At 68.9% G+C, this 23,034-nt stretch carries 22 protein-coding genes and 1 tRNA gene; 11 read left to right on the forward strand and 12 right to left on the reverse strand.

What is annotated here, in order from left to right; all coding sequences use genetic code 11:
• Window positions 1-9: 9 nt before the first annotated feature.
• The 3 genes from ACO073_RS29595 to ACO073_RS29605 all read left to right on the forward strand — a co-directional run bounded on the left by ACO073_RS29595 (window position 10) and on the right by ACO073_RS29605 (window position 3,325).
• On the forward strand, window positions 10-672 hold the full coding sequence (locus ACO073_RS29595; RefSeq protein WP_422002929.1) for a cysteine hydrolase family protein: 663 nt from the start codon (window positions 10-12) through the stop codon (window positions 670-672).
• A 140-nt stretch (window positions 673-812) separates the two neighbouring features.
• On the forward strand, window positions 813-1,619 hold the full coding sequence (locus tag ACO073_RS29600) for a universal stress protein (protein WP_422002931.1): 807 nt from the start codon (window positions 813-815) through the stop codon (window positions 1,617-1,619).
• 203 nt (window positions 1,620-1,822) lie between these two features.
• Window positions 1,823-3,325 carry a hypothetical protein gene (locus ACO073_RS29605; RefSeq protein WP_422002932.1) on the forward strand — a complete coding sequence of 501 codons (1,503 nt, stop codon included), beginning with the start codon at window positions 1,823-1,825 and terminating at the stop codon, window positions 3,323-3,325.
• Between the two features lie 37 nt (window positions 3,326-3,362).
• Here ACO073_RS29605 and ACO073_RS29610 read toward each other — a convergent pair whose 3' ends face one another.
• From ACO073_RS29610 to ACO073_RS29630, 5 genes are all read right to left on the reverse strand, one after another.
• Window positions 3,363-4,580 (reverse strand): META domain-containing protein, encoded by a 1,218-nt coding sequence (locus tag ACO073_RS29610; protein WP_422002934.1) that lies wholly within the window; start codon window positions 4,578-4,580, stop codon window positions 3,363-3,365.
• Complete coding sequence (locus ACO073_RS29615) at window positions 4,577-5,620, reverse strand: AI-2E family transporter (protein WP_422002936.1); 1,044 nt, start codon at window positions 5,618-5,620, stop codon at window positions 4,577-4,579. Before ACO073_RS29615 ends, ACO073_RS29610 begins: the two co-directional genes overlap by 4 nt.
• A 65-nt stretch (window positions 5,621-5,685) precedes the next feature.
• Window positions 5,686-5,973, reverse strand: coding sequence for a hypothetical protein (locus tag ACO073_RS29620; RefSeq protein WP_422002938.1), 288 nt, complete (start codon window positions 5,971-5,973; stop codon window positions 5,686-5,688).
• Window positions 5,970-6,479: a hypothetical protein gene (locus tag ACO073_RS29625; RefSeq protein WP_422002940.1), complete on the reverse strand. Its 510-nt coding sequence runs from the start codon at window positions 6,477-6,479 to the stop codon at window positions 5,970-5,972. Before ACO073_RS29625 ends, ACO073_RS29620 begins: the two co-directional genes overlap by 4 nt.
• A gap of 2 nt (window positions 6,480-6,481) precedes the next feature.
• The gene (locus ACO073_RS29630; protein WP_422002942.1) at window positions 6,482-7,276 is read right to left on the reverse strand and encodes an MORN repeat-containing protein; all 795 of its coding nucleotides are present in this window, start codon (window positions 7,274-7,276) and stop codon (window positions 6,482-6,484) included.
• A gap of 272 nt (window positions 7,277-7,548) precedes the next feature.
• Here ACO073_RS29630 and ACO073_RS29635 point away from each other — a divergent pair, with 272 nt between their 5' ends.
• From ACO073_RS29635 to ACO073_RS29645, 3 genes are all read left to right on the forward strand, one after another.
• Entirely contained in the window at window positions 7,549-8,508 is a 960-nt protein-coding gene (locus ACO073_RS29635; protein WP_422000068.1) for an OmpA family protein, read from the forward strand.
• A gap of 353 nt (window positions 8,509-8,861) precedes the next feature.
• Complete coding sequence (locus ACO073_RS29640) at window positions 8,862-9,500, forward strand: OmpA family protein (RefSeq protein ID WP_422002944.1); 639 nt, start codon at window positions 8,862-8,864, stop codon at window positions 9,498-9,500.
• 198 nt (window positions 9,501-9,698) lie between these two features.
• On the forward strand, window positions 9,699-11,036 hold the full coding sequence (locus ACO073_RS29645) for an ABC transporter substrate-binding protein (protein WP_422002945.1): 1,338 nt from the start codon (window positions 9,699-9,701) through the stop codon (window positions 11,034-11,036).
• A 183-nt stretch (window positions 11,037-11,219) separates the two neighbouring features.
• On the opposite strand, the gene ACO073_RS29650 is transcribed toward ACO073_RS29645, so the two are convergent.
• Window positions 11,220-11,294: transfer RNA gene (locus ACO073_RS29650), tRNA-Thr, on the reverse strand.
• Between the two features lie 156 nt (window positions 11,295-11,450).
• Here ACO073_RS29650 and ACO073_RS29655 point away from each other — a divergent pair.
• On the forward strand, window positions 11,451-12,554 hold the full coding sequence (locus tag ACO073_RS29655; protein WP_422002947.1) for an amidohydrolase family protein: 1,104 nt from the start codon (window positions 11,451-11,453) through the stop codon (window positions 12,552-12,554).
• 198 nt (window positions 12,555-12,752) lie between these two features.
• The gene (locus ACO073_RS29660; RefSeq protein ID WP_422002949.1) at window positions 12,753-13,406 is read left to right on the forward strand and encodes an OmpA family protein; all 654 of its coding nucleotides are present in this window, start codon (window positions 12,753-12,755) and stop codon (window positions 13,404-13,406) included.
• An 80-nt stretch (window positions 13,407-13,486) separates the two neighbouring features.
• On the opposite strand, the gene ACO073_RS29665 is transcribed toward ACO073_RS29660, so the two are convergent.
• On the reverse strand, window positions 13,487-13,951 hold the full coding sequence (locus ACO073_RS29665) for an NUDIX domain-containing protein (RefSeq protein ID WP_422002951.1): 465 nt from the start codon (window positions 13,949-13,951) through the stop codon (window positions 13,487-13,489).
• A gap of 93 nt (window positions 13,952-14,044) precedes the next feature.
• Here ACO073_RS29665 and ACO073_RS29670 point away from each other — a divergent pair, with 93 nt between their 5' ends.
• The 3 genes from ACO073_RS29670 (at window position 14,045) to ACO073_RS29680 (ending at window position 15,687) form a co-directional block, all read left to right on the forward strand.
• A complete protein-coding gene (locus ACO073_RS29670) occupies window positions 14,045-14,254 on the forward strand; it encodes a hypothetical protein (RefSeq protein WP_422002953.1) in 210 nt (69 codons plus the stop codon).
• An 18-nt stretch (window positions 14,255-14,272) separates the two neighbouring features.
• On the forward strand, window positions 14,273-14,455 hold the full coding sequence (locus tag ACO073_RS29675) for a hypothetical protein (protein ID WP_422002955.1): 183 nt from the start codon (window positions 14,273-14,275) through the stop codon (window positions 14,453-14,455).
• Window positions 14,456-14,586: 131 nt separating this feature from the next.
• Window positions 14,587-15,687 carry a mechanosensitive ion channel family protein gene (locus ACO073_RS29680; protein WP_422002957.1) on the forward strand — a complete coding sequence of 367 codons (1,101 nt, stop codon included), beginning with the start codon at window positions 14,587-14,589 and terminating at the stop codon, window positions 15,685-15,687.
• 43 nt (window positions 15,688-15,730) lie between these two features.
• Here ACO073_RS29680 and ACO073_RS29685 read toward each other — a convergent pair whose 3' ends face one another.
• From ACO073_RS29685 to dnaG, 5 genes are all read right to left on the reverse strand, one after another.
• Window positions 15,731-17,179 carry an ATP-binding protein gene (locus ACO073_RS29685; protein ID WP_422002959.1) on the reverse strand — a complete coding sequence of 483 codons (1,449 nt, stop codon included), beginning with the start codon at window positions 17,177-17,179 and terminating at the stop codon, window positions 15,731-15,733.
• 79 nt (window positions 17,180-17,258) lie between these two features.
• Window positions 17,259-18,059 carry a response regulator transcription factor gene (locus ACO073_RS29690; RefSeq protein WP_422002960.1) on the reverse strand — a complete coding sequence of 267 codons (801 nt, stop codon included), beginning with the start codon at window positions 18,057-18,059 and terminating at the stop codon, window positions 17,259-17,261.
• A complete protein-coding gene (locus tag ACO073_RS29695; protein ID WP_422002962.1) occupies window positions 17,989-18,504 on the reverse strand; it encodes a hypothetical protein in 516 nt (171 codons plus the stop codon). Before ACO073_RS29695 ends, ACO073_RS29690 begins: the two co-directional genes overlap by 71 nt.
• Before the next feature lie 432 nt (window positions 18,505-18,936).
• Complete coding sequence (gene rpoD / locus ACO073_RS29700) at window positions 18,937-20,952, reverse strand: RNA polymerase sigma factor RpoD (protein ID WP_422002964.1); 2,016 nt, start codon at window positions 20,950-20,952, stop codon at window positions 18,937-18,939.
• A gap of 163 nt (window positions 20,953-21,115) precedes the next feature.
• Window positions 21,116-22,999 carry a DNA primase gene (gene dnaG / locus ACO073_RS29705; protein WP_422002965.1) on the reverse strand — a complete coding sequence of 628 codons (1,884 nt, stop codon included), beginning with the start codon at window positions 22,997-22,999 and terminating at the stop codon, window positions 21,116-21,118.
• Between the last annotated feature and the right edge of the window lie 35 nt (window positions 23,000-23,034).

Consider the following 23,034-nt stretch of genomic DNA (forward strand, 5'->3'; position numbering starts at 1 on the left):
CCGTAGGGCTTGCAATTCGGCAAGCCTTGGGCGTTGATGCGGGCCACGCTTGTACAACCCATAAGTTGCGGAGACGATCAAATGGCAATGACCATGCTGCAGATGGCGGGGGCGGCGCCCACGCCGGCGACCATGGCCGATGGCGTCCTGATGATCATCGACGCCCAGCGCGAATACACCGATGGGTTGTTGCCTCTCCCGGGCGTGACGAAGGCGATCGACGCGCTGGCGGAGCTGCTCGAGAAGGCGCGCATCGCCAGCGCGCCCGTCGTGCATATCCGCCACCAGTCGAAGGGCAAGGCTTTCAATCCGACATCCAGCGGCTACGAGTTCGTCGCGCCGCTGGCGCCGCGGAATGGCGAGACCATCGTCGACAAGGCGCTTCCCAACGCCTTTGCCGGCACCGAGCTCGCGTCGCACCTCGCGGCCTTCGGGCGGAAGAACCTCATCGTCGGCGGCTTCATGACGCACATGTGCGTCTCGGCGACGGTGCGCTCGGCGACCGACAACGGCTACATGAGCACGGTCCCTGCCGACGCCGTGGCGACGCGCGACCTGCCGGATGCCACGGGCGGCCCGACCGTGACCGCCAACGAACTCAACCGAGCCACGCTGGCGGCGCTGTCCGACCGCTTCGCCTGGGTCGTCCCCGCGGCGTTGCAGATTCGCTGAGCGCCCTGTCGCGGGACGCGCGATCTCCCCTTCCTGTCGAATCTTCCCCAGCGCTTGTCGGCGCAGGAGAAGGCTAGGATATTGATGGCAAAGGGAATCCGTTCCCTTGTGCTATCGTACCTCGACAGGGGAGGCGCGCGATGAAGTCGATTCTGACCATGGCCTGGACGGCCGAGGACCCGGCTGCCTTCGATCTGGCCGCCAAGCTGGCCCGCCAGTTCGGGGCCAGGCTGGTGGGGCTCGAGCCGCCGTCGTACGGCGTGATGAGCATGGCCTGGGCCGACGCCGGCATGGGGGCGCCGATCGGCGGCGGCCTCGCGGAGGATGCCGAGGAGCGCCAGCGCGTCGCCGCCGTCCGGCAGGCGTTCGATCAGCATGCCGCCGGCCTGGTGTCCGAGTGGCGCACGGCCGACGATGCCGGCCCGACGGCGATCGGCACGATCGGCCGCGCCTTCGACCTCATCGTGATGCCGCAGCCCGGCGCATTGCCCAAGATGCCCGAGAGCGTGTTCGAGACGGCATTGTTCGACTCCGGCCGTCCCGTTCTCGTGGTCCCGCAGGGCTTCACCGGCATGGTGGGCAAGCGGGTCCTGTTCGCCTGGAACGGTTCGACCGAAAGCGCCCGCGCGATCTCGCTGGCCATGCCGGTGTTGAGCGGCGCCGAGTCGATCGACGTGCTGAGCGTCGATGGCGCCATGGTGCCGGGCCCGTCCTCCGCCGAGATTGCCGAGTCCCTGCGCAGCCATGGGCTCAACGTCACCAGCCAGCACGTGAAGCCGGGCAGCCGGTCGGCCGGCCAGACCATCGTCGACACCGCCGTGGCCGGCGGCGCCGACCTCATCGTCAAGGGCGCATACACGCAGAGCCGCCTGAGGCAGATGATCTTCGGCGGGATGACCCGCCATCTCATCCTGCATTCGCCCCTGCCGGTGCTGTTCTCCTACTGATCGCGCCGGCGAAGCCCCTGCTGCGGGGGCGGTCCGACCTGATTCCAGTCCGGCGGGATATGCTCTACAGCAGGATGAGATGAGGTGGAATCGCTTGCGCTTCCACCTCATCTCATCCGCGCGCACGATTGTCGTAGGTTGCCGGAGGGCATGATGAGATTGGCTGTTTCCAGCCAATCTCATCATGCTTTAGAACCCGCCGGATGACCGCCGGTCATTCTCGCCACGACGACAGCCGAAGGCGCATCCTGATCGTCGCCTTCCTCGCAGTGCTCGTCCTCGTGGCCGGCGGGACCGGTTGGATCCTGTCCGGAGAGGGCGACACGACGGGCGTCACGGTCGAGGAGAAGCTCGCCGCCCTGCGCGCCGAGCGGGCCGCCCTCCAGGCACGCGCCGACGGCGAGGCGCGGATCGCATTGCTGCCGGCCTTTCGCGCCGCCAGCCTGCTGCTCGACGCGCTCGCGGCGCGCGTGCAGGCCGGCGACCGGCAGCCCTTTGACGATCTGCCGGCGTTCCGGCTCCGGTCATTCGACGAGCTGGCGCGGCTGAACTTGGCGCTCGGCGATGCGCTCGAGCGGCCCGGGGAGGGGGCGCGGCGCGCGGCAATGGCGGCCGCCGCCCGCGCGGTGGCCGGGGTCGAGCGGCTGGCGCCGGAGCGGTCTCCGCTGGTCCTGTCCTATTCGCCGCGCTTCGTGCCGCCGCGTCGCGGCGCCAGCGAGATCACGCTGGAGGCCGACGCTCACGGCGCGGCGCCGACGGAGCGGACGCTGCCGCTCGTGCCTCCGGTCCTCCCGGCCGAGGAACGGCGGTCCGCGGCCCCCGTGCCCCGCTATGCGCCGGAGTTCGCGGCCGGCAGCGAGCCCGACGCGCCTGTGCCGGTCGAGATCGTCGGCTCCTACCTGACGCGGGGCGAGGCGGCGGTGCTGTCGATCGGCGCCTGGCGGGGGCGGGCCACGGTCGGCATCGAGCGCCTGCGCTTCGTGGTTCCGCGAACCGCCTTCGCGACCGACGGCCGGCGCACGAGCTTCGCCGTCGGCACGCTGTCGCTGCGCGGCGGTGGCCGGGCGGCGACGTTCCAGCTCCTGTTCACCGTCCTGCCCGACCGTCCCGGCTCGTTTGCCCTCGATCAGCGCGTGCGCACGGCGGTGCAGGAGACCAACACCCTCGTCTCGCCGGAGATCCTCGCCCGGGCGCCGGAAGGGGAGACGCGCACGGTGCGCCGCTGCTTCGATCCGCCGCCCGGATGGCGTTTCGACCGCGAACGTCTGCGCGTCGTCGTCGTGGAGCGGCTGGGCTGGCAGGACGACAACGGCGATCCCGGCCTGAACACGGGCGCCGTCGACTTCGTTCCCGCCGAGACGCCGGGGCAGGTCTGCATCGCCGTGGTCGCCCGTCCGGCTTCCCCCAGAGCGCGCACGGCGACCATCGGCCGCTTCGAAGCCACGCTGGTTCGCGACCTTCCCAGCGACAAGGCCGTGAAGAGCGGGGTGCGCGCGCTGGACTGGCGGGAGCCGGTGCGGGTGGCGATGGAGCCCGGCATGATCGAATGGAAGCTCTACGTGCGGCTGTTCGACGATGTCGACCGCGAGTTCTCGGGCGCGGCGACGACCGCGCTGCCGGCCGAGGTGACGCCTTTCCTCCGGATCAGCCGCAAAGAGGGCGGCAACGTCGTCGTGCTGACGGCCGATCCCGCCGCCCGGCCCTGACGGCGGCCCGGCCCTTGGCCGTCCGCCCGCGGTCGGCTCAGCGTCCGTGGGCGTCGAGCCGGAGGCGGCGCTTGCCGCTCTCGTCGAGCAGATCGAGCACCGTCCCGGCGATCTGGGCCTGGCGCACCGCTGCCAGCGCATCGAGGAAACGACGCTCGGACGCGGCCAGCGCGGGCGGGCAGGCCGCCAGGGTCGTCGTCGGCGCCAGGAAGCGGATCCCGTCGGAGTCGAGCTGGTAACGGCCCTCGATGACGTTGCATCCGGTCGCGCCCGTATAGCCACCCTGCTCGTCGAGGGTGAGCTTCGGCCGCAGGCGCCAGTCGTCGAATGTCGGTCGCTGGCCGTCGATATCGGCGGCCCGCCACTCGGTGTCACGAAGCGCGGCGCTGCGCGGCGGCTGCGGCGGGCACGACGCGCCCGCCTTCAGCGCGATGAAGCGCTCGGCGGCGACCTCGCCCGGCGAGAACCGGCCGAGGATCTCGACATAGAGCTGGGCCTCCTTGGACGGGGTCGCTTCCGTCCAGGCGCGCTCGAGGTCGGGCTCGGCGCCCGTCGGGGCGACGGCATAGGTGCGCCCGGTCACGCATTCGGTGAAGAGACCGCCGTTCTGCGTATCGCGATAGAGGCCGGCGAGCTCGAACCTGTCGCCGACGGGATCGACGGTCGACGCGCGGGTGAGCGTGGCGCCGTCGCCGGCGATCAGCCGGTCGCCGTCGGCTTCGCGATAGGCGCGCCGCGCCATCCCGCCGCGCAGCACCAGCCGGGCGCCGCCCTCGACCTCCTGCGACCACTGGCCGAGGTCGAGGACAGGAGATTCGTTGGGCTTGCGCTCGCGCAGCCGGAACACGCCGTCGGGAAACAGCGTGAGCGTGAGTCCGTCTCCCTGGTAGGTTCGCGTAGGCTGGCCGGGGCGGCCGACGGCATGGCAGCGCAGCGAACGGCCGGCTGCCGTCAAGGTCGCCTCGCGGCCGCGGCCGCGCAGCTCGTAGTAGGAATCGCCGTAGGCGAAGCCGGCGCCGGATCGCAGGCGCGACAGCTCGATCTCGGGCTGTCCGGGGACGAGCAGGGTGGCCAGCGATCCGTCGGCGGAGAAGGTCGCCGTGAAGTCGGAGCCGCCCGGGCAGGCATACATGACCTCCGGGCCGGGCGGCTTGCTCTGGGGCGTGGCGGGCGGTTCGGCGGCGGGCGGCGTCTGCGCCCCGGCCGCGACGGCCGAGACCGCGATGAGGCTGGCGAGCAGGCCGGGGATCCTCATGTGTGCGACTCCGGGATGGTGCCGTCGGCCGACAGCAGGACCGCGATCGGCCGGGTGGTCTCGAACTGCGCCAGCACGATCAGTCCCACGACCATGATGGGGACGCACAGGAACATGCCGACGACACCCCATATTGTACCCCAAACCATCAACGAAACGATGACGACCAGCGGGGAAAGATTGAGGGACTGCCCCATGATGGCCGGCTCGATCACATTGGCCGTCACGATCTGGATGGTGCCGAAGACCAGCAGCACGATCAGGAACGGCGTGAGGTGGTCGAACTGGACCAGGGTCAGGATGGCGGGCGCCACGATGGCCAGGATCGAGCCGACGGTGGGGATGTAGTAGAAGAAGAAGACCAGCACGGCCCAGAAGCCGGCGAAGTCGACGCCGACTGCGGCCATGACCGAGTAGGCGAGCGTCGACGTCACGACGGCGAGGGTCGTCTTGATGCGGATGTAGACGCGGATGTCGCGGTCGATCTGGTCGAGGACGGAGTGGACGCGCGCCTGGTTCTCGATGGAGCCCAGGATGATCGCGAGCTTGCGGCGGAAGCGCACCTGCTCGACGAACAGGAATCCGGCATAGACCAGCACGATGCCTGCGACGCTGACGAGCGAGGCGGCGGCGCCGGCGATGCTGGCGACGGTGTCGGTGAGGCTGATTCGGTCGAAGAGCTCGCTGATTGTCGGCGCCTGGTCGAGGCCCACCAGCCTCGCTCCGTCGTTGATCAGTGCCTGCAGGCGCCGCTCATAGGACGGCGCGGCGGCGGCGACCGCGGTCACGTTGCGCCCGATCGTCCGGCCGACGACCCACAGCAGCCCGCCGATGACGCAGATCGCCGCCAGCAGGGCGAGCGGTCGGGGCAGGCGCAACCCGGCCAGGCGCGGCTGCTCGAACACGTCGGCCAGCGCATCGATCATGTACCAGAGGACGATTCCCAGCACGAAGGGCAGGATCAGGCCGCGGCCCGCGACCAGGAGATACATCGTGGCCGCGACGATGATGGCCCACAGGGCGGCACGCTGGAGCGACATGCCGGCATAGTAGCCCGAGGTTGCGCGTGGCCGCCTGAGGATTCTGTGCGAGGCCGCCGCCGGGACTATCGCTGTCGCGCCGCCGGCGGCGGACGCTCGGCGCCGTGCAGCGCGGCCCGGCCTCGGTCGGTGAGCTCGACGCGGTGTTCGCGCCGCTCGCCGCCGCACTGGCGGACGAGGCCCTCTGCCCGCGCATCCTCCCACACCGGGAAGCGCGGGCAGGAGCTGCGCCACGCTTCCATGACGTCCTCACGGCTGCGCGGCCGCTCGTCCACCCACTGCAGGAACTGGATCATGATGAGGCTCGGCGTCTCGACCATCGTCGCGGCTTCCTTTTCGCGGCGCTGCGTCATGCGCGTGCCTGCCGCGAGGGATCGGCCAGGTCGGCATGCGGCTCGTCCTTGGCGCGAAACTGGAGGGCGCCCGCCCGGCCCACGAGGAAGGACGCCGCAAGGGTCAGGCCGAGTTCCATGGTGGGCTGGTCTTCGGGCCTGACCTCCGCGATGACGAGCTCGATGACCGCCAGCACCGACATGGCGGCGGCGGCAAGCGTGCCGTCGAAGCTGCGCTGCGGGCGGATCAGCCCCCGGATCTGGTCGACGTCCAGGTTGAGCGTGTAGCCGCGCGCCACGCCGGCCACGCAGGCGATGATGGCGAACATCCAGAGACCGGGATTCTTGAGCTCGCCCCAGGTGGGATAGGCGATCAGCGCGAGCGCCGAGACGGCGGCGAGCAACGCAGGCAGGGCCGGCCACCACCGGTGCACGACCCGGCCCCGGCATTCGGGAAACGCGGCGGCCGTGGCCGCCAGAGCGCTCAGCAGCATGAGGCCGTGCGTCAGGTAGAGACTGGAGACCATCTTCAGTGATAGCCGCACTGTTGTGCCGTCACGCCGACGGTAGCCCAGCGCTGGCCATCGCGAAAGCAGCCGTCCCGCCAGTAGCCCGAATAGTTCTGCCCGTTGCCGTAGCTGGTGCCGTAGCCGTTGGGCAGGTCGTTGCGCCATTCGCCCTCGTAGCGGCCGCCGGCGGCGAAGGTGCGGATGCCCCGTCCCTGGGCCTTGCCGTCGACGAACTCGCCCTGGTAGCGGTCGCCGTTGGCATAGTAGAGGGTCCCCTGGCCGGTTCTCTGATTCTCGCGGAACTCGCCGATGTAGCGGTTGCCGTTGGGCCAGACATACATGCCGCGGCCGTTCGGCCTGTTGTCGCGAAAGTCGCCGGTGTACTTGGCGCCGTTGGCGAAGACGAAGGTCCCGCGGCCGTTGCGCTCGCCGTTCGACCAGTCGCCCTCGTAGCGCGATCCGTTGGCGTAGGTGATGGAACCGCGACCGTTGGCCAAGCCATCCTTCATCTGGCCCTCGTAGCGCGCGATCGGCTTGCCGGCCTGGTACCATTGGAGGACGCCGTTGCCGTCGGCGAGGCCGTGATAGCACTCGCCGGACCAGCTTATGGTCGTGTCGGGCTCGCGATCGGCGCGAACGATGCGGCATCCCGTCTTGGGATCCGCGAGCTCGTCGCTGGCCCCGGTGCTGGGCAGCGCCGGCGTCTCGCGGCTGATCTCCCGGGAGCGGCCGGGCACCGGCCGGGCATCCTGGGCCAGGCCATTGCCGCCGTGGGCCAGGATCATCCCGGCGCTGAGAATAAGTCTGATACCCATTGCCTGTCCCCGGGCCTGGCCGCCGGTCCTTGGCGCGGCCGCATCCTATCAGGTCTCCCGCGGTCCGGGGCGGGGCCGGGCGGGCCGGAGGCCGCGATTGCAGGAGGACTGCGGCCAGCCTGTGTCCCGAGGGCCACACGATTCGACACAATGAGGCGGAGCAAGCCTCGCCTGTGGCGGGAGGCCGGGGCGGCCGGTAAAGTCCGGCTCGTTTCAGCAGTTGGCGATCTGCCCGCGACTTCAGGGCGTTAGCCAAGAATATGGAGCTAAGGATGAAGAAGGCATTGATGGCTGCTGCTGCGCTTGTTGCGCTGCCGGCCATTGCTCAGGCGCAGTCTCCGGCGCCGGGCGTCTACATTGGAGCGGAAGGCGGCCTGAACTGGCTGCTGAACTTCAACGCGAACACGAACGTTGCGGCGGCTCCCGTTGTCGGCGTTACGCCGGGTACGGGCTGGGCGGCTGGCGGCGTGATCGGCTACGACTTTGTCGGGCCGCGCGTCGAGCTGGAAGGCGTGTACCGCTGGAACCCGACGAACGTCGGCGTCCCGGGCACGGCGATCAACAACCAGATCGGCCAGCTGGGTATCATGGCGAACCTGCTGTACGACTTCATGCCGGCTTCTGTGATCACGCCGTACATCGGCGCGGGCGCCGGCATCGGCTTCGTTGACGGTTCGAGCTCGCTGAGCAGCACGGTGTTCGCCTACCAGGGCATCATCGGCCTGGGCTGGCTGGTCGACACGAACTTCCGCGTGAACCTGGACGGCCGCTACTACGGCACGTCGAACCCGTCGATCAACGGGCAGCAGTGGACGAACAACAACTTCAGCGTGATGCTGGGCCTTCAGCTGAAGTTCGGCGCGGCTCCGCCGCCGCCGCCGCCGCCGCCGCCGGCCGTTCAGGCGACGACGTTCATGGTGTTCTTCGACTGGGATCGGTCGAACCTGTCGCAGCAGGCGCTGGCGACGATCAAGCAGGCGGCTGACGCCTTCAAGACGAAGGGCAGCGCGCGGATCACGGCGACGGGCCACACCGACACGTCGGGCCCGGAAGCCTACAACATGGCGCTGTCGCTGCGCCGCGCCAACGCGGTCAAGGACGCCCTGGTGCGCAACGGCGTGCCGGCGCAGGCGATCTCGGTCATCGGCATGGGCGAGAAGGGCCTGCTGGTCCAGACCGCCGACGGTGTCCGCGAGCCGCAGAACCGCCGCGTCGAGATCGTCATCAACTAAGTCCTCCACCGGACGGCACATTGAGAGGGCGGCCCCGACGGGCCGCCCTTTTTTGTTCCCGTGCCTGCTTTGTTTCCTGTGGCCGTCCCGGTCGCGTGCCCGGCCCCGGGGCTGCCCGACATGCCGGCAAGGCGGCGATTCTGCCTGCTTGTCGGGCCTGATTCGCTGCGAACCACTCTCGCGGATCGGCAGAGTGTTACCTTCGGGCAACGGTCGAATCCAACTAAACAACCGATACCGTGTCCGGGTTGCCTCCGATTGCATGAGCCGTCACAATAGTCTTGCGCGACTTTCGATATTGCTCGCCTCGCGGGTCCGGAGCGCGCGCGATACTTCGAAGAGGGGGATAGCCTATGCTGAAGAAGATCCTTGCCCTTGTGGCAGGTGCATACCTGTTGGGCGCGTGCGCGTCCGAGCCGCCGCCTCCGCCGCCACCTCCGCCGCCGCCGCCGCCGCCGCAGAACTTCATGGTGTTCTTCGACTGGGATAGCGCGAAGGTCTCCGACGCGTCGCTGAACGTGCTCGAGCAGGCGCGCGACGCCTACAAGGCCAAGCAGTCGGCGCGCGTCACCGCGACCGGCCACACGGATACGACGGGTACGCCGGCCTACAACATGGCGCTGTCGCTGCGCCGCGCGAACGCCGTGAAGGCCGCGCTGGTCAAGCTCGGCGTGCCGGCTCCGGCCATCACCACGGTCGGCCGCGGCGAGCAGGGCCTGCTCGTCCAGACCGGGGACGGCGTGCGTGAGCCTCAGAACCGCCGTGTCGAGGTTGCCGTGGTGGGCGCCGAGGCGGCCATGCCGATGACCAACGACCAGCAGTACTGTGCGGCCCTCTCGGCCTCCTATCGCCGCAACGTCAGCAACTCCAACGCCGACGCGATCGCCGGCGACGCGATGGCGAAGTGCCAGGCGGGCAACACTGCCGTCGGCATCCCGGTGCTGGAGAAGCTCCTGCGCGATGCCAAGGTTCAGCTGCCCCCGCGCACCTGACCGACCATAGCCGCTACGCCGGCTGAAGGGGCGGCCTCCGCAAGGAGGCCGCCTTTTCCTTGCCCGCCTGTTGGCGCGCGGGAGGGGCCCGGGCACCGACCGCCTTGGTCACCTGACGGAATTCCATTGCCCGGAAGAGGGCATTTGCCTAGCGTTCCTCCCAAGGTCCCGCCGAGGACCAGTTTGCGAGGAGGAAACATGATCAGGTCAAAGTTTGGCCGCCGGCGGCTCGTCGTCGGCGCGGCTGCTGCGTCCGCGTTCGTTACCGCTCCTTTCGTTCGCGGCGCTCATGCCGCAGGCAAGCTCACGCTCGCGCTGTGGGACCATTGGGTCCCCAACGCCAACAATGCGACCAAGACCGCCATCGACCAATGGGCGGAAAAGGAGAAGGTCGAGGTCCAGGTCGACTTCATCACGTCGCAGGGCAACAAGCTGCTGCTCACCGGGGCGGCGGAGGCCCAGGCCAAGTCGGGTCACGACGTCTTCGCCTTCTCGACCTGGTTGCCCTCGCGCTACGGCAACCTCCTCGTGTCGATGAACGACATCATGGAGCCGCTGATCAAGCAGAACGGCGCGGTCAACGCGACGGTGGAATATCTCGGCAAGGTCGACGGCAAGTGGCTGGCGGTGCCGGCGACGGTCGGCAGCCAGATCAAGGGTCCCTGCTCGCGCATCGACCTGATGAAGGAGCTCGCCGGCATCGACGTGCAGGCAATGTATCCGGCGGGCGCGCCGCCCAAGGCCGATGCCTGGACGTTCGACGCCTTCCTGAAAGCGGCGGAGGCCTGCAACAAGGGCGGCCATCCGTTCGGCATCGGCGTCGGCACGACATCCGACAACGTCGATTCCGCCGGCGCGATCTTCCACGGCTTCGGCGCCCAGCTCGTGGACGCCAAGGGCAACATCACGGTGAAGAGCGACGGTGTGCGCCAGGCGCTCGACTTCTACAAGCGCCTGATGGCGCACCTGCCGCCCGACGTCCCGTCCTGGGACGATGCCTCGAACAACAAGTGGCTGGTGTCGGGCAAGGGCGCGATGATCATGAACCCGCCATCGGCCTGGGCGGTCGCCAAGCGCGACGCGCCCAAGGTGGCCGAGCAGCTCTGGACGCACGGATTCGCGCAGGGACCGAAGGGGCGGTTCGCGCCGTTCGTGCCCTACTTCTGGGGAGTCTGGAACTTCAGCAAGAACCAGGCGGCGGCCAAGAGCCTGATCGTCCACCTGTCGCAGAAGCCGGTCGTCGAGAGCATGGTGGCGGCGAGCAACGGCTACGACCTGCCGTCCTTCGCCAACTTCACCACCTTCAAGACCTGGGCCGAGGAAGGGCCGCCCAAGGGCACGCTCTACCACTATCCCAACCCGTACAACCACCAGGTCCTGTCGATCGCCGGTGCGCCGGCGCCACACAAGATCGGCGAGCAGATCTACGTGCAGGCCCTGCAGACACAGATGGCGGTGCGTCACTATCGCGGCGAGGCGCTGGAAAAGACGCTGGCCTGGGCGGAGAACGAGCTCGAAGGCTTCACCCGCAACTAGTCCAGGCGGGGCCGTCACCACCGGCACGCGTGCTCCGCGGCACGCGCGCCGGTCTGCGCGCATGGCTGGCAACGACAGGGACGCGCCCCGGGACTCCGGGGTGGCGTGACGGCATGTCTTGCGTCGATGGAGGCCCGCTCCAGCGGGCGCAGGTCTTGCCTGAATGCACCTGGCGCTCACCGCTGGTGCTGCCGGACAGGATTGAACTGTCGACCTCTCCCTTACCAAGGGAGTGCTCTACCACTGAGCTACGGCAGCGCCATGACGGTTGGGCGCGGCGCGGTATGCCATAGGGGAGGGGCTGGTTCAACCGCTGCCGCCCGCCGAAACCGGCAGGCGGCCGCGCCTTGCCGCCGCCGCCTGCGTTTGCGACGATTTCGCTGCACGGAGAAGGCAGCCCCGAGGAGGAACCCCATGGACTGGCGTCCGATATCGGCCGATTCGCACATCACCGAACCGCCCAATTGCTACATCGACCATATCGATCCGGCTTGGCGCGAACGGGCACCGCACATCGTGCACAAGGAGGGGATGGGCGACATCTACGTCGTGGACGGCATGAAGACTCCCGTGCCCATGGGCCTGATCGCGGCGGCCGGCGTGGCCCCCAAGGACATCCGGATCGGCGGCGCCCGTTTCGAGGACCTGCATCGCAGCGGCTGGGATCCCACGGCGCGCCTGGTCGATCAGGATCGTGACGGCGTCGGCGCCGAGATCATCTATCCGACGGTCGGCATGCTGATCTGCAACCATCCCGACATTGACTACAAGAAGGCGTGCTTCGACGCCTACAACCGGTGGCTCCAGGGCTATGTCGCGCACGATCCGCAACGGCTGATCGGACTGGGGCAGACCGCGCTGCGCTCGGTCAAGGAGGGGATCGAGGATCTGCAGCGCATCAAGGAGATGGGCTTCCGCGGCGTCATGATGCCGGGCAATCCGGGCGAGAAGGACTACGACGATCCGGCCTTCGATCCGTTCTGGGAGGCTGCCGTCGCGCTCGAGATGCCGCTCAGCTTCCACATCCTGACGACCAGCGGGGACAATACGCTGGCCAAGCCGCGCGGTCCTAAGATCAACGGCTTCCTGTCGATCATCCGCGGCTGCCAGGACATCATGGGCATGCTGGTTTTCTCCGGCGTCTTCGAGCGCCACCCCGACCTGCGCGTGGTCTGCGTCGAGGCCGATGCCGGCTGGGCACCGCACTTCATGTACCGCATGGATCATGCCTACAAGCGCCATCGCTACTGGATGAAGGGGAAGGAGCTTGAGCGGCTTCCGTCGGAGTACTTCCGCAAGCACATCGCTCTCACCTTCCAGGACGACTGGACCGCCTTCCAGTTCGCCGACCTGCTCGATCCCCACCAGCTGATGTGGGCGAGCGACTTCCCCCACAGCGATTCGACCTGGCCCTGGAGTCAGGACGTCATCGCCGAGCAGACGGCCAAGCTCAGTCCCGAACTCAAGAAGCGCATTCTCCACGACAATGTCGTTGAATTGTACCGCCTCACCGCGTGACGGCCGGAGAGCCTGATCGTCGTCAAAGCCGCGCGATCCCACGCATTTGTTTCTGCATTTGATGGGAACCCGCGGCAGGGCGCCACGTTGCCGCTCGACTGCCGTCTCCAAATGCCGGTGCCTGAGGGGGCTGAGCGCTTGGGGGGCGATCCGGCAGGGAGCTCCGCCCTGCCGAGGCCACTGTTGGGGAAATACATCATGCTCAAAAAACTGCTGGTTGTCTTCACGACGACGGTGCTTCTGGCTGCCTGCGCTTCCGAGCCGCCGCCGCCGCCCCCGCCGCCGCCGCCCCCGCCGCCCCAGGCGCAGTCCTACATGGTCTTCTTCGACTGGGACCGCTCCAACCTTTCCGCCCAGGCGGTGCAGACGATCCAGCAGGCCGCGCAGGCCTTCAAGACCCGCGGCAGCGCGCGCATCACGGCGACCGGCCACACCGACACGTCGGGCCCCGAGAGCTACAACATGGCGCTGTCGCTGCGTCGCGCGAACGCCGTGAAGAACGAGCTGGTGCGTGACGGCGTGCCGGCGCCGGCCATCCAGGTGATGGGCCGCGGCGAGCAGGGCCTGCTGGTCCAGACCGCGGACGGCGTGCGCGAGCCGCAGAACCGCCGGGTCGAGATCGTTCTCGACGGCGGTCAGGTGACCGCCGTGACCTACGTCACGACGACGCCGCTGGCTTACTGCCGGGCGCTCAGCGCCTCCTATCGCCGGAACGTCAGCAATTCGAACGCCGATTCGATCGCCGGTGCCGCGCTGGCGGAGTGCGAGGCGGGCAACACCGACAAGGGCATCCCGACCCTGGAGCGCCTGCTGCGCAATGCCAAGGTCGAGCTGCCGCCGCGTCAGTACTAGGCGACGGACGAACGGACGGGGGCTGACCACGAGGTCGGGTCCCTCAGACGGAAAAGGCGGCCCCTCGCGGGCCGCCTTTTTCATGGGCCGGACACGGATGCTTCGAGCCGGTCGAGGAAAGCCACCTGGGCCGGATTGATCTTCTCTCGCGCGTCCGTCAGCCCGAACCAGGCGGCGCGGTCGATCTCGGGGAACGACTGCCGGCGGCCGCTCCGCGGCGGCCATTCGATCTCGACGCGATTGGCGGTCACGCGCGTCGCGTCAACGTCGCCCTCCACGGCGAAGGCGGTCACGTCCTTGCCGCCGCGCTGGCGGACGCTCCCCAGCTCGCGAAGCGTTCCGTGGAGCGGTGTGCCGAGTTCCTCCTCGAATTCGCGCCGCGCGGCAGCTTCCGGCGCTTCGCCGGGCTCGTGCTCGCCCTTGGGTATCGACCAAGCCCCCTTGTCCTTGCGCTGCCAGTAGGGGCCGCCGGGATGGACGAGCAGCACTTCCAGCCCGGCGGGCCTGCGCCGGTACATCAGGATGCCTGCGCTCGCGGGCCTCACACCGTGGCATTCCCGCGAGTCGGCGCGACGGCAATCCTTGCGTGCAACCTGCGGGCGTGCGGCCCGTTGACCGACCACACTGGGAGAATTGCCATGAAGTCCATTTCGATGAAGACCCTGCCGATCGTTGCCGTCCTTGTCGCCGGCCTCGCCGGCGCCTGCACCTACAAGCACGAGACCGTGGAGCGGCCCGCGGCGGCGCCGGCCGGCACGGTCGTCGCCACGCCGGCGCCCGCGGGCACGGTCGTCTACACCGAGCCGTCGAGCACCAGCTCGAGCACCACCGTCTACACGACGCGCTAGGACAACGGGAATCCCGCCATGAAGCCCGTGCTCATTGCCGCCTGCTCCGCGGTCGTCCTGGTGTCGGCATGCACCATCCGCGAGGAGCGGACCGTGCAGCAGCCGGCACCCGCCACCGTCGTGGCGCCGGCGCCCTCGAAGGTCGTCAATACGGACAGCGCGCCGAGCTCGACGACGACCACCGTCTACACGACGCGCTAACCTCGTCACATTCTGGCCGCAGCAAGGGCTTACCCGGGATGACACCCGGGTAAGCTCGTGCTGCATTGCCATGGCCATGTTGCGCACGGCGCCACGGGCGCAACTCCCGCGACTCCCAGCGACGGTGCCCCATGAACCTGAGCGACATCATCGGAATCATCGAAGCTCGGACGGAATTCCTGCCGAACTGGGCGACTGCCCTCCTGATCCTGGCCGGCGCGACGTTGATCGCGCTGCTCGTTCACGGCATGGTCCTGCGTCTCGTTCGGCGACTCGTTCCGGAAAAGCGGCTGTTCCTCCAGTCGCTCCTGTCCTCCACGCACGGCATCACCCGGCTCGCGCTCGTGCTTCTGGTGGTCGCGGCCGTGATGCCGGCGACGCCGCTCGATCCCGAGACGCGCACCGGGGTGTGGCACGCGGTGGTCATCGCCTTCATCGTCCTGCTCGGCTGGACCGCGACATCCTCGATCAATCTCGCCTCGGATTTCTACCTCACGCGGTCGCAGATCGCGGGATCTGCCGACCTGACCGCGCGAAAGCACCTGACGCAGGTGCGCGTGCTCCGGCGTACGGCGGCGACCTGCGTGATCATCATCACCGTCGCGGCGGCGTTGATGACCTTCGAATCCGTGAAGACCTACGGCGTCAGCCTGATCGCCTCGGCCGGCGCCGCCGGCCTCGTCGTCGGCCTGGCGGCGCGGCCGCTCCTGACCAACCTGTTCGCCGGCATCCAGATCGCCATCACCCAGCCGATTCGAATCGGCGACGCGGTCATCGTCGAGAACGAATGGGGCTGGATCGAAGAGATCACCGGCACCTACGTGGTCATCAAGGTGTGGGACTGGCGGCGGCTCGTGGTGCCGCTGTCGTATTTCCTCGAGAAGCCCTTCCAGAACTGGACGCGCCAGTCGACGGACCTGATCGGGTCGGTGCTGCTGTGGGTGGACTATACCGTGCCGGTGAGCCTGATCCGCACGAAGCTGGAGGAGATCGTGCAGGGCGCCAAGCTCTGGGACGGCCAGGTGGTCAACCTGCAGGTGGTCGATTCGAACGATCGCGCGCTGCAGCTCCGTGCCCTGGTGAGCGCCCGCACGCCCGAGCAGACCTGGGACCTGCGCTGCGAGGTCCGCGAGAAGCTGATCGCCTTCCTCCAGTCCGACTACCCGACCGCCCTGCCCAAACAGCGGGCCGAGCTCATCGACCTCGAGAAGCGCATGGCGCCGGCGGCCTGAGCCCGCTTCCCCGTCGAGCTTCGGGCGGCGTGCCGGCTGCACCCTAGTCGCGCGGGCCGGTGCGCGGCAGCCAGATGGTGATCGACAGGCCGCCATCCGACCGGTTGGCGGCCTGCACGCGCCCGCCCAACGCCTCGACGTTGCGCCGGACGATCCAGAGGCCGAGCCCGGCGTGTCCGCTCGCCGGCCGATCCGGATCGCCGGGTGGCCGCGAGGAATATCCCCGTTCGAACAGGTGGGGGAGTGCATCGGCGGAGACGCCCGGACCATCGTCCTCGATCGCGAGCTCGACCCCGGAACCGGCGGAGGAGAGCGTCACCGTGATGGTGCCGCCGCGCGGCGAGAAGCTGATGGCGTTCTCGAGCACGCATTGGAGCACCGCGTCCAGCGTGCCATGGCCGGCGCGAACGACCGCCGGCTCGTGGATGCGGCGGACCAGCCGGATGTCGCGTTCGTTGAGGATCTCGCGGAAGTGCAGGGCCGTGTCGCCGATCAGGGCGTCGAGATCGACCGGCAGGCGGGGAGCATCGAGGAGGTCGGCGGTGCTAATGTCCTGTCGCTGGGCGGCGATCACGAGGTCGAGCAGGCGGCCGACGGCCGAATCGACGATCTCGAGCGCCCGGCGGGCGCGGGTATTGTCGATCGGCACGAGGCGCCGGATGGGTTCGAGCGCCGAGCGGATGGTGGCGAGCGGCGTCTTGAACGAATGCGCATTGTCCTCGGCCGACTGCCGGATCTGACGGGACACCTCGCGCAGGTCGCGCACCAGCTTGTCGAAGTCCCGGGCGACGCTGGCCAGCTCGGGCACCGTGTTGCGGTGGCTGAAGGCGTCGTCGCCGATGCGGCCCTGGCTGATCTCTGCGGCGACCGAGCGGAAGCGCCGCAGGCTGAAGCGGATGCTGACGGCGACCAGCAGCGCCATGACCGCCAGCACCAGGTAGATCGCCGCAGCCACCCGGATCTCGCGCGTCTCCCAGTAGGGGCGGCCGATCGACGTGTTGAGGAAGTCGGAGGTCGTGTGGGTGGAGGTGAGCACCCAGCAGCCGCCCCTGGCACGGATCGGGATGACCGACGTCAGGAGCTCGACCGTGCCGTCGGCCTGCCGGTAGCGGATCTCGTTGGCGGCGTCCCACATGCAGGCGTCGGAGATGCGCTGCAGGATGCCGCGATGCTCGAGCTCGTCGAGCTCGGAGGCGACCTCGGCGGCCCGGATCGTCGGTGCGGAGGCGACGAAGTAGAAGCGGCCGGCGTGGCGTTCCTCGCCGGGCTGGAACATCAGCTTCAGCACCGTGCCGTCGCTCGTGTACTTGGCGAGCTCGGCGCTCAGCGTGGCCTGGCCATCGCGGTCGAGGCTGCCCAGACGCGGGGCCAGCGCTTCGGCGATGAGGGTGCTGCGGTCGCGGATGGCGCGCGTGACGAGCTCGCGCATCTGCCGGTCGGCGCTCTCGAACTGGCCGTAGAGCACGACGGGCAGGGCGATGAAGATGCTCACCAGCACGACCAGCTTGACGGTGAGCGACGTGGCGAGGAGGCGGAGCGCCCGGCGCAGGCCGGCCGCGGAAGAGCGTCGGCTAGGCCTTTCCCCAGCGGTAGCCGAAGGACTGGTAGTTGTCGATTTCCCCGAACCCGGAGTCGATCGCCCGGAACTTGTTCCGGATCCGCTTGATGCAGGAGCGGACATTGGTTCGGTAGCCATTCTCGCCGCTCCCCGCGATGAACCCGACATAGTGCATGCAATCATACACGGCGCGGTAAGTGACGTAGCTGCCGACGTTGGACGCGAGGAGATGGACGATCTTGAACTCGGTCAGCGTGAGTCCGACATCGACATCGTCCCAGTAGGCGCGGCTGATCCCGGGCTTCAGCATCAGCCGTCCGCAGTGGAACTGGTACTCGGCCGGCTGCGATTCGACGGGCTTGCGGGCGGCGCCGGCGATCAGCTTCAGGCGATGGACCAGGATCGGCACGCCGCGCGACTTGTCGACGAAGTCGAGCGCGCCGCGATCGAAGGCGAGCTTCTCGTAGTCGGGCAGCGAGCGCCCGGTCAGGAACACCACCGGCAGGTTGATCCCGTCGCGCTGCAGGCGCGGCAGCAGGTCGATGCCCGACATGTTGGGCAGGTTCCAGTCGAGGATGATGATCTCCGGGGCCGCGCCGTCGGCCAGCGCGGCGAGCAGGGCGCTGCCCTCGGGGAAGGCCTGGACCTCGAAGCCGTGGTCGGTCAGCTCGCCGGTCACGGCCTCGCGGAAGTCGTCGTCGTCCTCGACGAAGGCCACGCGGATCCGACGCTCGCCGGCGTCGTCACTGACCGGCGCGGGCACGGGACTGGAGCTGGGCCAGACAGTGACGCTTTCCTTCATCGGTGTCGTCATTGGTCTTCACCTCGTACGCTAGGGTTCCATACTGCTTGGTCCTGACGTCCGGATAGAGCTGGACGTCGAGCGTGCATTGGCCGTCGCGATAGCGCCAGCGCTTGCCGGGAGGCTGGTCCTCCTCGCTGTTGGGGGCTCCCAGGAGGGCGCGCAACTCGCCTTCGCTCTTGCCGACCAGGCCGGTCACCGGCGGTGGGCCGGAGGGCAGCAGGGGCGGCGCCGGCGGCTCCTGGGGCACGGCGAACACGCCGGTGCTTGAGGCGCTCGCGGTCGACACGGGGGGCTGCGCCCGCCTGGCGGGCGTCTTGGCCGGGGGCTTCTGGGTCGCGGCATAGGGCGAGGTCAGCCGGGCGAGATCGCTGCGCATGCTCTGCGCGACGTCGCAACCCGACAACAGGAGGAGCCCGATCACCACGCTCCGCGTCGCCAGGCTTGTGCTGCTCATCCTTCCTTTCCAGTCACCGGGGACCCGACAGGGGTCCCTGAACGCCGTAGCGGCGCTCTGTGTCCTGGATGGGGCAAGGCTGCGGGCCGCCCGCGTCAACGCGAACACCCGGCAGATGGTTGCACCATTTGTGCTCCCCGAAGCTTCGACCGCGCCCCGGGCCTAACGGCCCCGGGCGCCCCGCTCGACATGTGGACATGTTGAGGCTGTGGCCGACTTTGGCAAGGCTTGGCGGCCGGAGCCACGCCGGGTCACTCAAAGATCACGGTCGCACGCAATGATCACCGGCCGCTGTGCGCCGCTGCCCCTATGCTGCGGCATCTCAGGCACATGCCGGACGGGGCAGCCCTTCGACCCCAAGAGAAAAGCCGGGCAGGAGCCCGGCCTTGTACTGTCCGAAGGCGGCGGACGGCCGCGACCGGCCGTTCAGATTCAGCCCTGGTCGAGGAAGCTGCGCAGCATGCGCGACCGGCTGGGATGCTTCAGCTTGCGCAGCGCCTTGGCCTCGATCTGGCGGATACGCTCGCGGGTGACCGAGAACTGCTGGCCCACTTCCTCGAGCGTATGGTCGGTGTTCATGCCGATGCCGAAGCGCATGCGCAGCACGCGCTCCTCGCGCGGCGTCAGCGTGGCCAGCACCCGGGTCGTGCTCTCGCGCAGGTTCCCCTGGATCGCGGCCTCGAGCGGGATGACGGCGTTCTTGTCCTCGATGAAGTCGCCCAGGTGGCTGTCCTCCTCGTCGCCGATCGGCGTCTCGAGGCTGATCGGCTCCTTGGCGATCTTCAGCACCTTCCGCACCTTCTCGAGCGGCATGCCGAGCTTCTCGGCCAGCTCCTCGGGCTGCGGCTCGCGGCCGATCTCGTGCAGCATCTGGCGGCTGGTGCGGACCAGCTTGTTGATCGTCTCGATCATGTGCACCGGGATGCGGATGGTGCGCGCCTGGTCGGCGATCGAGCGCGTGATGGCCTGACGGATCCACCAGGTCGCGTAGGTCGAGAACTTGTAGCCGCGGCGGTACTCGAACTTGTCGACGGCCTTCATCAGGCCGATGTTGCCTTCCTGGATCAGGTCGAGGAACTGCAGGCCGCGGTTCGTGTATTTCTTGGCGATCGAGATCACGAGGCGCAGGTTGGCCTCGATCATCTCCTTCTTTGCGCGCATCATCTCGCGCTCGCCATCCTGCACCGTCTTGCACATGCGGCGATATTCGAAGATCGGCGCGCCGGCAGCGTCCGAGATGATCTTGATCTCGGCGCGCAGCTTCTCGACCTCGGGCGCCCGCTTCTTGGCGAAGTCCTTCCAGCCCCGGCCGGACAGCTTGCCGACCTTGTCGAGCCAGTTGGGGTCGATCTCGTAGGTGAGGTAGTTGTCGAGGAACTCCTGACGCGGGATGCGGAAGCTCTCGGCCAGCCGCATCAGCTTGCCCTCGAGCATCATCAGCTTGCGGTTGAGGTCGTAGAGCGAGAGCTTCAGCTGCTCGATGCGATGGGCGTTGATGTGCACCGTGCGCACCAGCTCGACGATCTTCTTGCGGTGCTTCTCGTAGCTCTTCTCGAACTCCGCGCTCGGCTTCTGGCCGCGGCTGAGGGTCGCCAGGCGCCGGTTCTGCACCTTCGACATCTCGGCATAGACCTTGGCGATGCGCGTCAGCGTGCGCAGCACCTCGGGCTTGAGCTTCTCCTCGAGGGCCGACAGCGACAGCGCGTTCTCGTCGTCCTCCTCGCCGCCCTCGGCGGGAGCTTCGGTCGCCTCGCCGTTGGCCGCCGGCGGCGGCGGCGCTGCGGGGCGCACCAGCTTGGGCATGGACGGGCGCGGCACCGGAGGCGCGGCCGGGGCCGCTGCCGGCATGGCACCCTTGCCCTCGCCCGGAGCACCGCCTTGGGTGGCCTCGAGGTCGATCACGTCGCGCAGCAGCATCCGGCCTTCGTTGATCGCGTCGCGCCACTCCAGCAGCGCGGTGATCGTCATCGGGCTCTCGCAGATGCCGCCGATCATCTTGTCCTGGCCGGCTTCGATGCGCTTGGCGATCTCGATCTCGCCCTCGCGGCTCAGCAGCTCGACGCTGCCCATCTCGCGCAGGTACATGCGCACCGGATCGTCGGTGCGGCCGAGCTCCTCGTCCTCGCCGGTCGCCTCGGCGGCGACCACGGCGGTCTTGGCGGGCTCCGTCGAGTTGGCCGCGGTGACCTCTTCCTGTTCCTCGGCCTCGACGACATTGACGCCGGCCTCGGACAGCATGGCCATCGTGTCCTCGATCTGCTCGGAGGACACTTCGTCCGGCGGCAGGGCGGCGTTCAGCTCATCGTAGGTGACGTAGCCGCGCTCCTTGCCCTTCTGGACAAGTTTCTTCAGCTCGGCGCCGAGCGTGTCCAGCAGGGGGGCGTCGGGCCCCTCTTCGCGGGCGTCGGTGGGTTCGGGCTGAACGACGGGCGCGGTTTTGGTCGCCATTTGGATTCCTTGAGCGTGCACAAACAGGACTGCGGCCAGAATGGCCGTGGGATTGGCTGCAAGAAGGGGAGGCGGGTGGGCGGCCCCGCGAACCCCTTCTACTATATGGGACTTAAATTCAAGCCGCGAGAGAGAAGATGCTCAAATATGCAGCGGGATGCCCTCAGCCAAGGCCCTGATCCAGACTTTCGCGTCGCATCCGGTCGAGAATCGCCTGAAGACGGCGAAGGTTCTCCTCGCTCATGTCCTCGGCCAGGGCCTCCTCGGCCCGCCGCAATTCCTCGGGATCGGCCGTGAGCTGGCTGAGGTGCCGGGCCGCCCGGCGCCACTGACCGACCCAGCCGTCGACGTCCGCCGGGTCGTCCCGGAAGGTCTCGCGGGCCTTGGCCCGGGCGGCCTCGGCCTGCCGCCCCAGACCGCACCGTTCCAGATGCTCGGCGATCAGCCGGGCCTCCACCGGCGGCTCCTCCGCGCCTGATCCAGCCAGGGCCTCGTCGGCCGCCGGGTCGATCCCGGACGGCGCCAGGGACAGGGCGTCGAGCAGGCCGCTGCGCAGCCGCATCAGCTCGGGGTTGCCGATCGGCAGGGCGGCGAGGTCCTCGGCCAGGACATGGAGCAGGGCGGGGCGCTCGATCAGGGCGCCCAGAAGGGCCCGCTCCTGGCGGGTGCCGTCGAGATCGACACTTGCCAGGCGGGCGGCGGACCCCGCGGCAAACGGGGCCGGTTCGGGGGCGCCCGGACGTTGCGGCCGGCGAATGCCGGGCCGCCAGGGTGCAGCATCCGGCCGCCGCAGCCGGCCCAGACGGCCGCGCATGTCGCTGCGGTAATAGTCGCGGACGATCGGATCGGCGATGGCGGCCACCCGGTCTTCGACAGCGCGTTGCAGGCTCGCGCGGCGTTCCGGCGTGTCGGTCGGCCGGCCCTCGGTCTCCATCGCCCAGACGACGTCGGACAGCGCCTGGGCCAGGTCGAGGCTGCGCCGCAGCGCCTCCGGCCCGCGGCTGCGGATCAGGCTGTCGGGATCCTCTCCGGCCGGCAGGGACAGGAACCGCAGGCTCTTGCCGGCCCGCAGCAGCGGCAGGGCCCGCTCCGCCGCCCGGGCCGCAGCACGCCGGCCGGCATTGTCGCCGTCGAAGCACAGGAAGGGCTCGTCGGCCAGCTTCCACAACTCGCCGAGCTGGCCCTCGGTCAGCGCGGTTCCGAGCGGCGCGACGGCGCCGGTGAAGCCGGCGCCGTGGAGGGCGATGACGTCCATGTAGCCCTCGGCCACGATGACCGGCTGATCCTTGGTGGCGGCGAGGCGGGCGCGGTCGAGGCAGTAGAGGTTGGCGCCCTTGTGGAAAAGCGGCGTCTCCGGCGAGTTGAGGTACTTGGGCTCGCCCGCCCCCAGCACGCGGCCGCCGAAGGCGATGATGCGGCCGCGACGGTCGGCGATGGGGAACATGACGCGCCCCCGGAAGCGGTCGTAGGGCTCGCGGCCCTCGTGCTGGATCGCCAGCCCCGCCTCGACGATCTTGTCCTGCGCCGCGCCTTCGCGCTTGAGATGGGCGAGCAGCCCCTCGCGGGAGTCGGGGGAGAAGCCCAGGCGGAAATCGTCGATCGTGGCGTCCGACAGGCCGCGGCCGCGCAGATAGTCCAGCGCCTGCCGGCCTCCCGGCAGGCGGAGCTGCTTCTGGAACCAGCGCGCGGCCTCCTCGCTGATCTGCTGCAGGCCGGCCAGGCGGTCGGCGCGCTCGCGCTCGGCCGGCGTGGCACGGGGCACCGGCAGGTTGACCTCGCGCGCCAGCTTTTCCACGGATTCGGGGAAGGAGAGACCCTCCGTCTTCATCACGAAGCCGACCGCGTCGCCATGCGCGCCGCAGCCGAAACAGTGGAAGAAGCCCTTCTTGTCGTTGACGGTGAATGAGGGCGTCTTCTCGTTGTGGAAGGGGCAGAGGCCGGCATATTCGGCCCCGGTCTTGCGCTTCAGCGAGACCTTGCGGCCGACGACGTCGGACAGGCTGAGGCGCGCGCGCAACTCGTCGAGGAAGCCCGGGGGGAAGGCCATGCGCCTACATTAGGCTAAACAACGCCAAACAAGGA

Origin of the sequence: Reyranella sp. (assembly GCF_965229815.1) — a bacterium.
Classification (GTDB): Bacteria; Pseudomonadota; Alphaproteobacteria; order Reyranellales; family Reyranellaceae; genus Reyranella.

Coding starts and splice junctions, on each gene's coding strand:
- ACO073_RS29600 (WP_422002931.1), top strand. CDS start 813: ATGAAGTCGATTCTGACCATGGCCTGGACGGCCGAGGACCCGGCTGCC.
- ACO073_RS29605 (WP_422002932.1), top strand. CDS start 1,823: ATGACCGCCGGTCATTCTCGCCACGACGACAGCCGAAGGCGCATCCTG.
- ACO073_RS29610 (WP_422002934.1), bottom strand. CDS start 4,580: ATGAGGATCCCCGGCCTGCTCGCCAGCCTCATCGCGGTCTCGGCCGTC.
- ACO073_RS29615 (WP_422002936.1), bottom strand. CDS start 5,620: ATGTCGCTCCAGCGTGCCGCCCTGTGGGCCATCATCGTCGCGGCCACG.
- ACO073_RS29620 (WP_422002938.1), bottom strand. CDS start 5,973: ATGACGCAGCGCCGCGAAAAGGAAGCCGCGACGATGGTCGAGACGCCG.
- ACO073_RS29625 (WP_422002940.1), bottom strand. CDS start 6,479: ATGGTCTCCAGTCTCTACCTGACGCACGGCCTCATGCTGCTGAGCGCT.
- ACO073_RS29630 (WP_422002942.1), bottom strand. CDS start 7,276: ATGGGTATCAGACTTATTCTCAGCGCCGGGATGATCCTGGCCCACGGC.
- ACO073_RS29635 (WP_422000068.1), top strand. CDS start 7,549: ATGAAGAAGGCATTGATGGCTGCTGCTGCGCTTGTTGCGCTGCCGGCC.
- ACO073_RS29640 (WP_422002944.1), top strand. CDS start 8,862: ATGCTGAAGAAGATCCTTGCCCTTGTGGCAGGTGCATACCTGTTGGGC.
- ACO073_RS29645 (WP_422002945.1), top strand. CDS start 9,699: ATGATCAGGTCAAAGTTTGGCCGCCGGCGGCTCGTCGTCGGCGCGGCT.
- ACO073_RS29655 (WP_422002947.1), top strand. CDS start 11,451: ATGGACTGGCGTCCGATATCGGCCGATTCGCACATCACCGAACCGCCC.
- ACO073_RS29660 (WP_422002949.1), top strand. CDS start 12,753: ATGCTCAAAAAACTGCTGGTTGTCTTCACGACGACGGTGCTTCTGGCT.
- ACO073_RS29670 (WP_422002953.1), top strand. CDS start 14,045: ATGAAGTCCATTTCGATGAAGACCCTGCCGATCGTTGCCGTCCTTGTC.
- ACO073_RS29675 (WP_422002955.1), top strand. CDS start 14,273: ATGAAGCCCGTGCTCATTGCCGCCTGCTCCGCGGTCGTCCTGGTGTCG.
- ACO073_RS29680 (WP_422002957.1), top strand. CDS start 14,587: ATGAACCTGAGCGACATCATCGGAATCATCGAAGCTCGGACGGAATTC.
- ACO073_RS29690 (WP_422002960.1), bottom strand. CDS start 18,059: ATGACGACACCGATGAAGGAAAGCGTCACTGTCTGGCCCAGCTCCAGT.
- ACO073_RS29695 (WP_422002962.1), bottom strand. CDS start 18,504: ATGAGCAGCACAAGCCTGGCGACGCGGAGCGTGGTGATCGGGCTCCTC.
- rpoD (WP_422002964.1), bottom strand. CDS start 20,952: ATGGCGACCAAAACCGCGCCCGTCGTTCAGCCCGAACCCACCGACGCC.
- dnaG (WP_422002965.1), bottom strand. CDS start 22,999: ATGGCCTTCCCCCCGGGCTTCCTCGACGAGTTGCGCGCGCGCCTCAGC.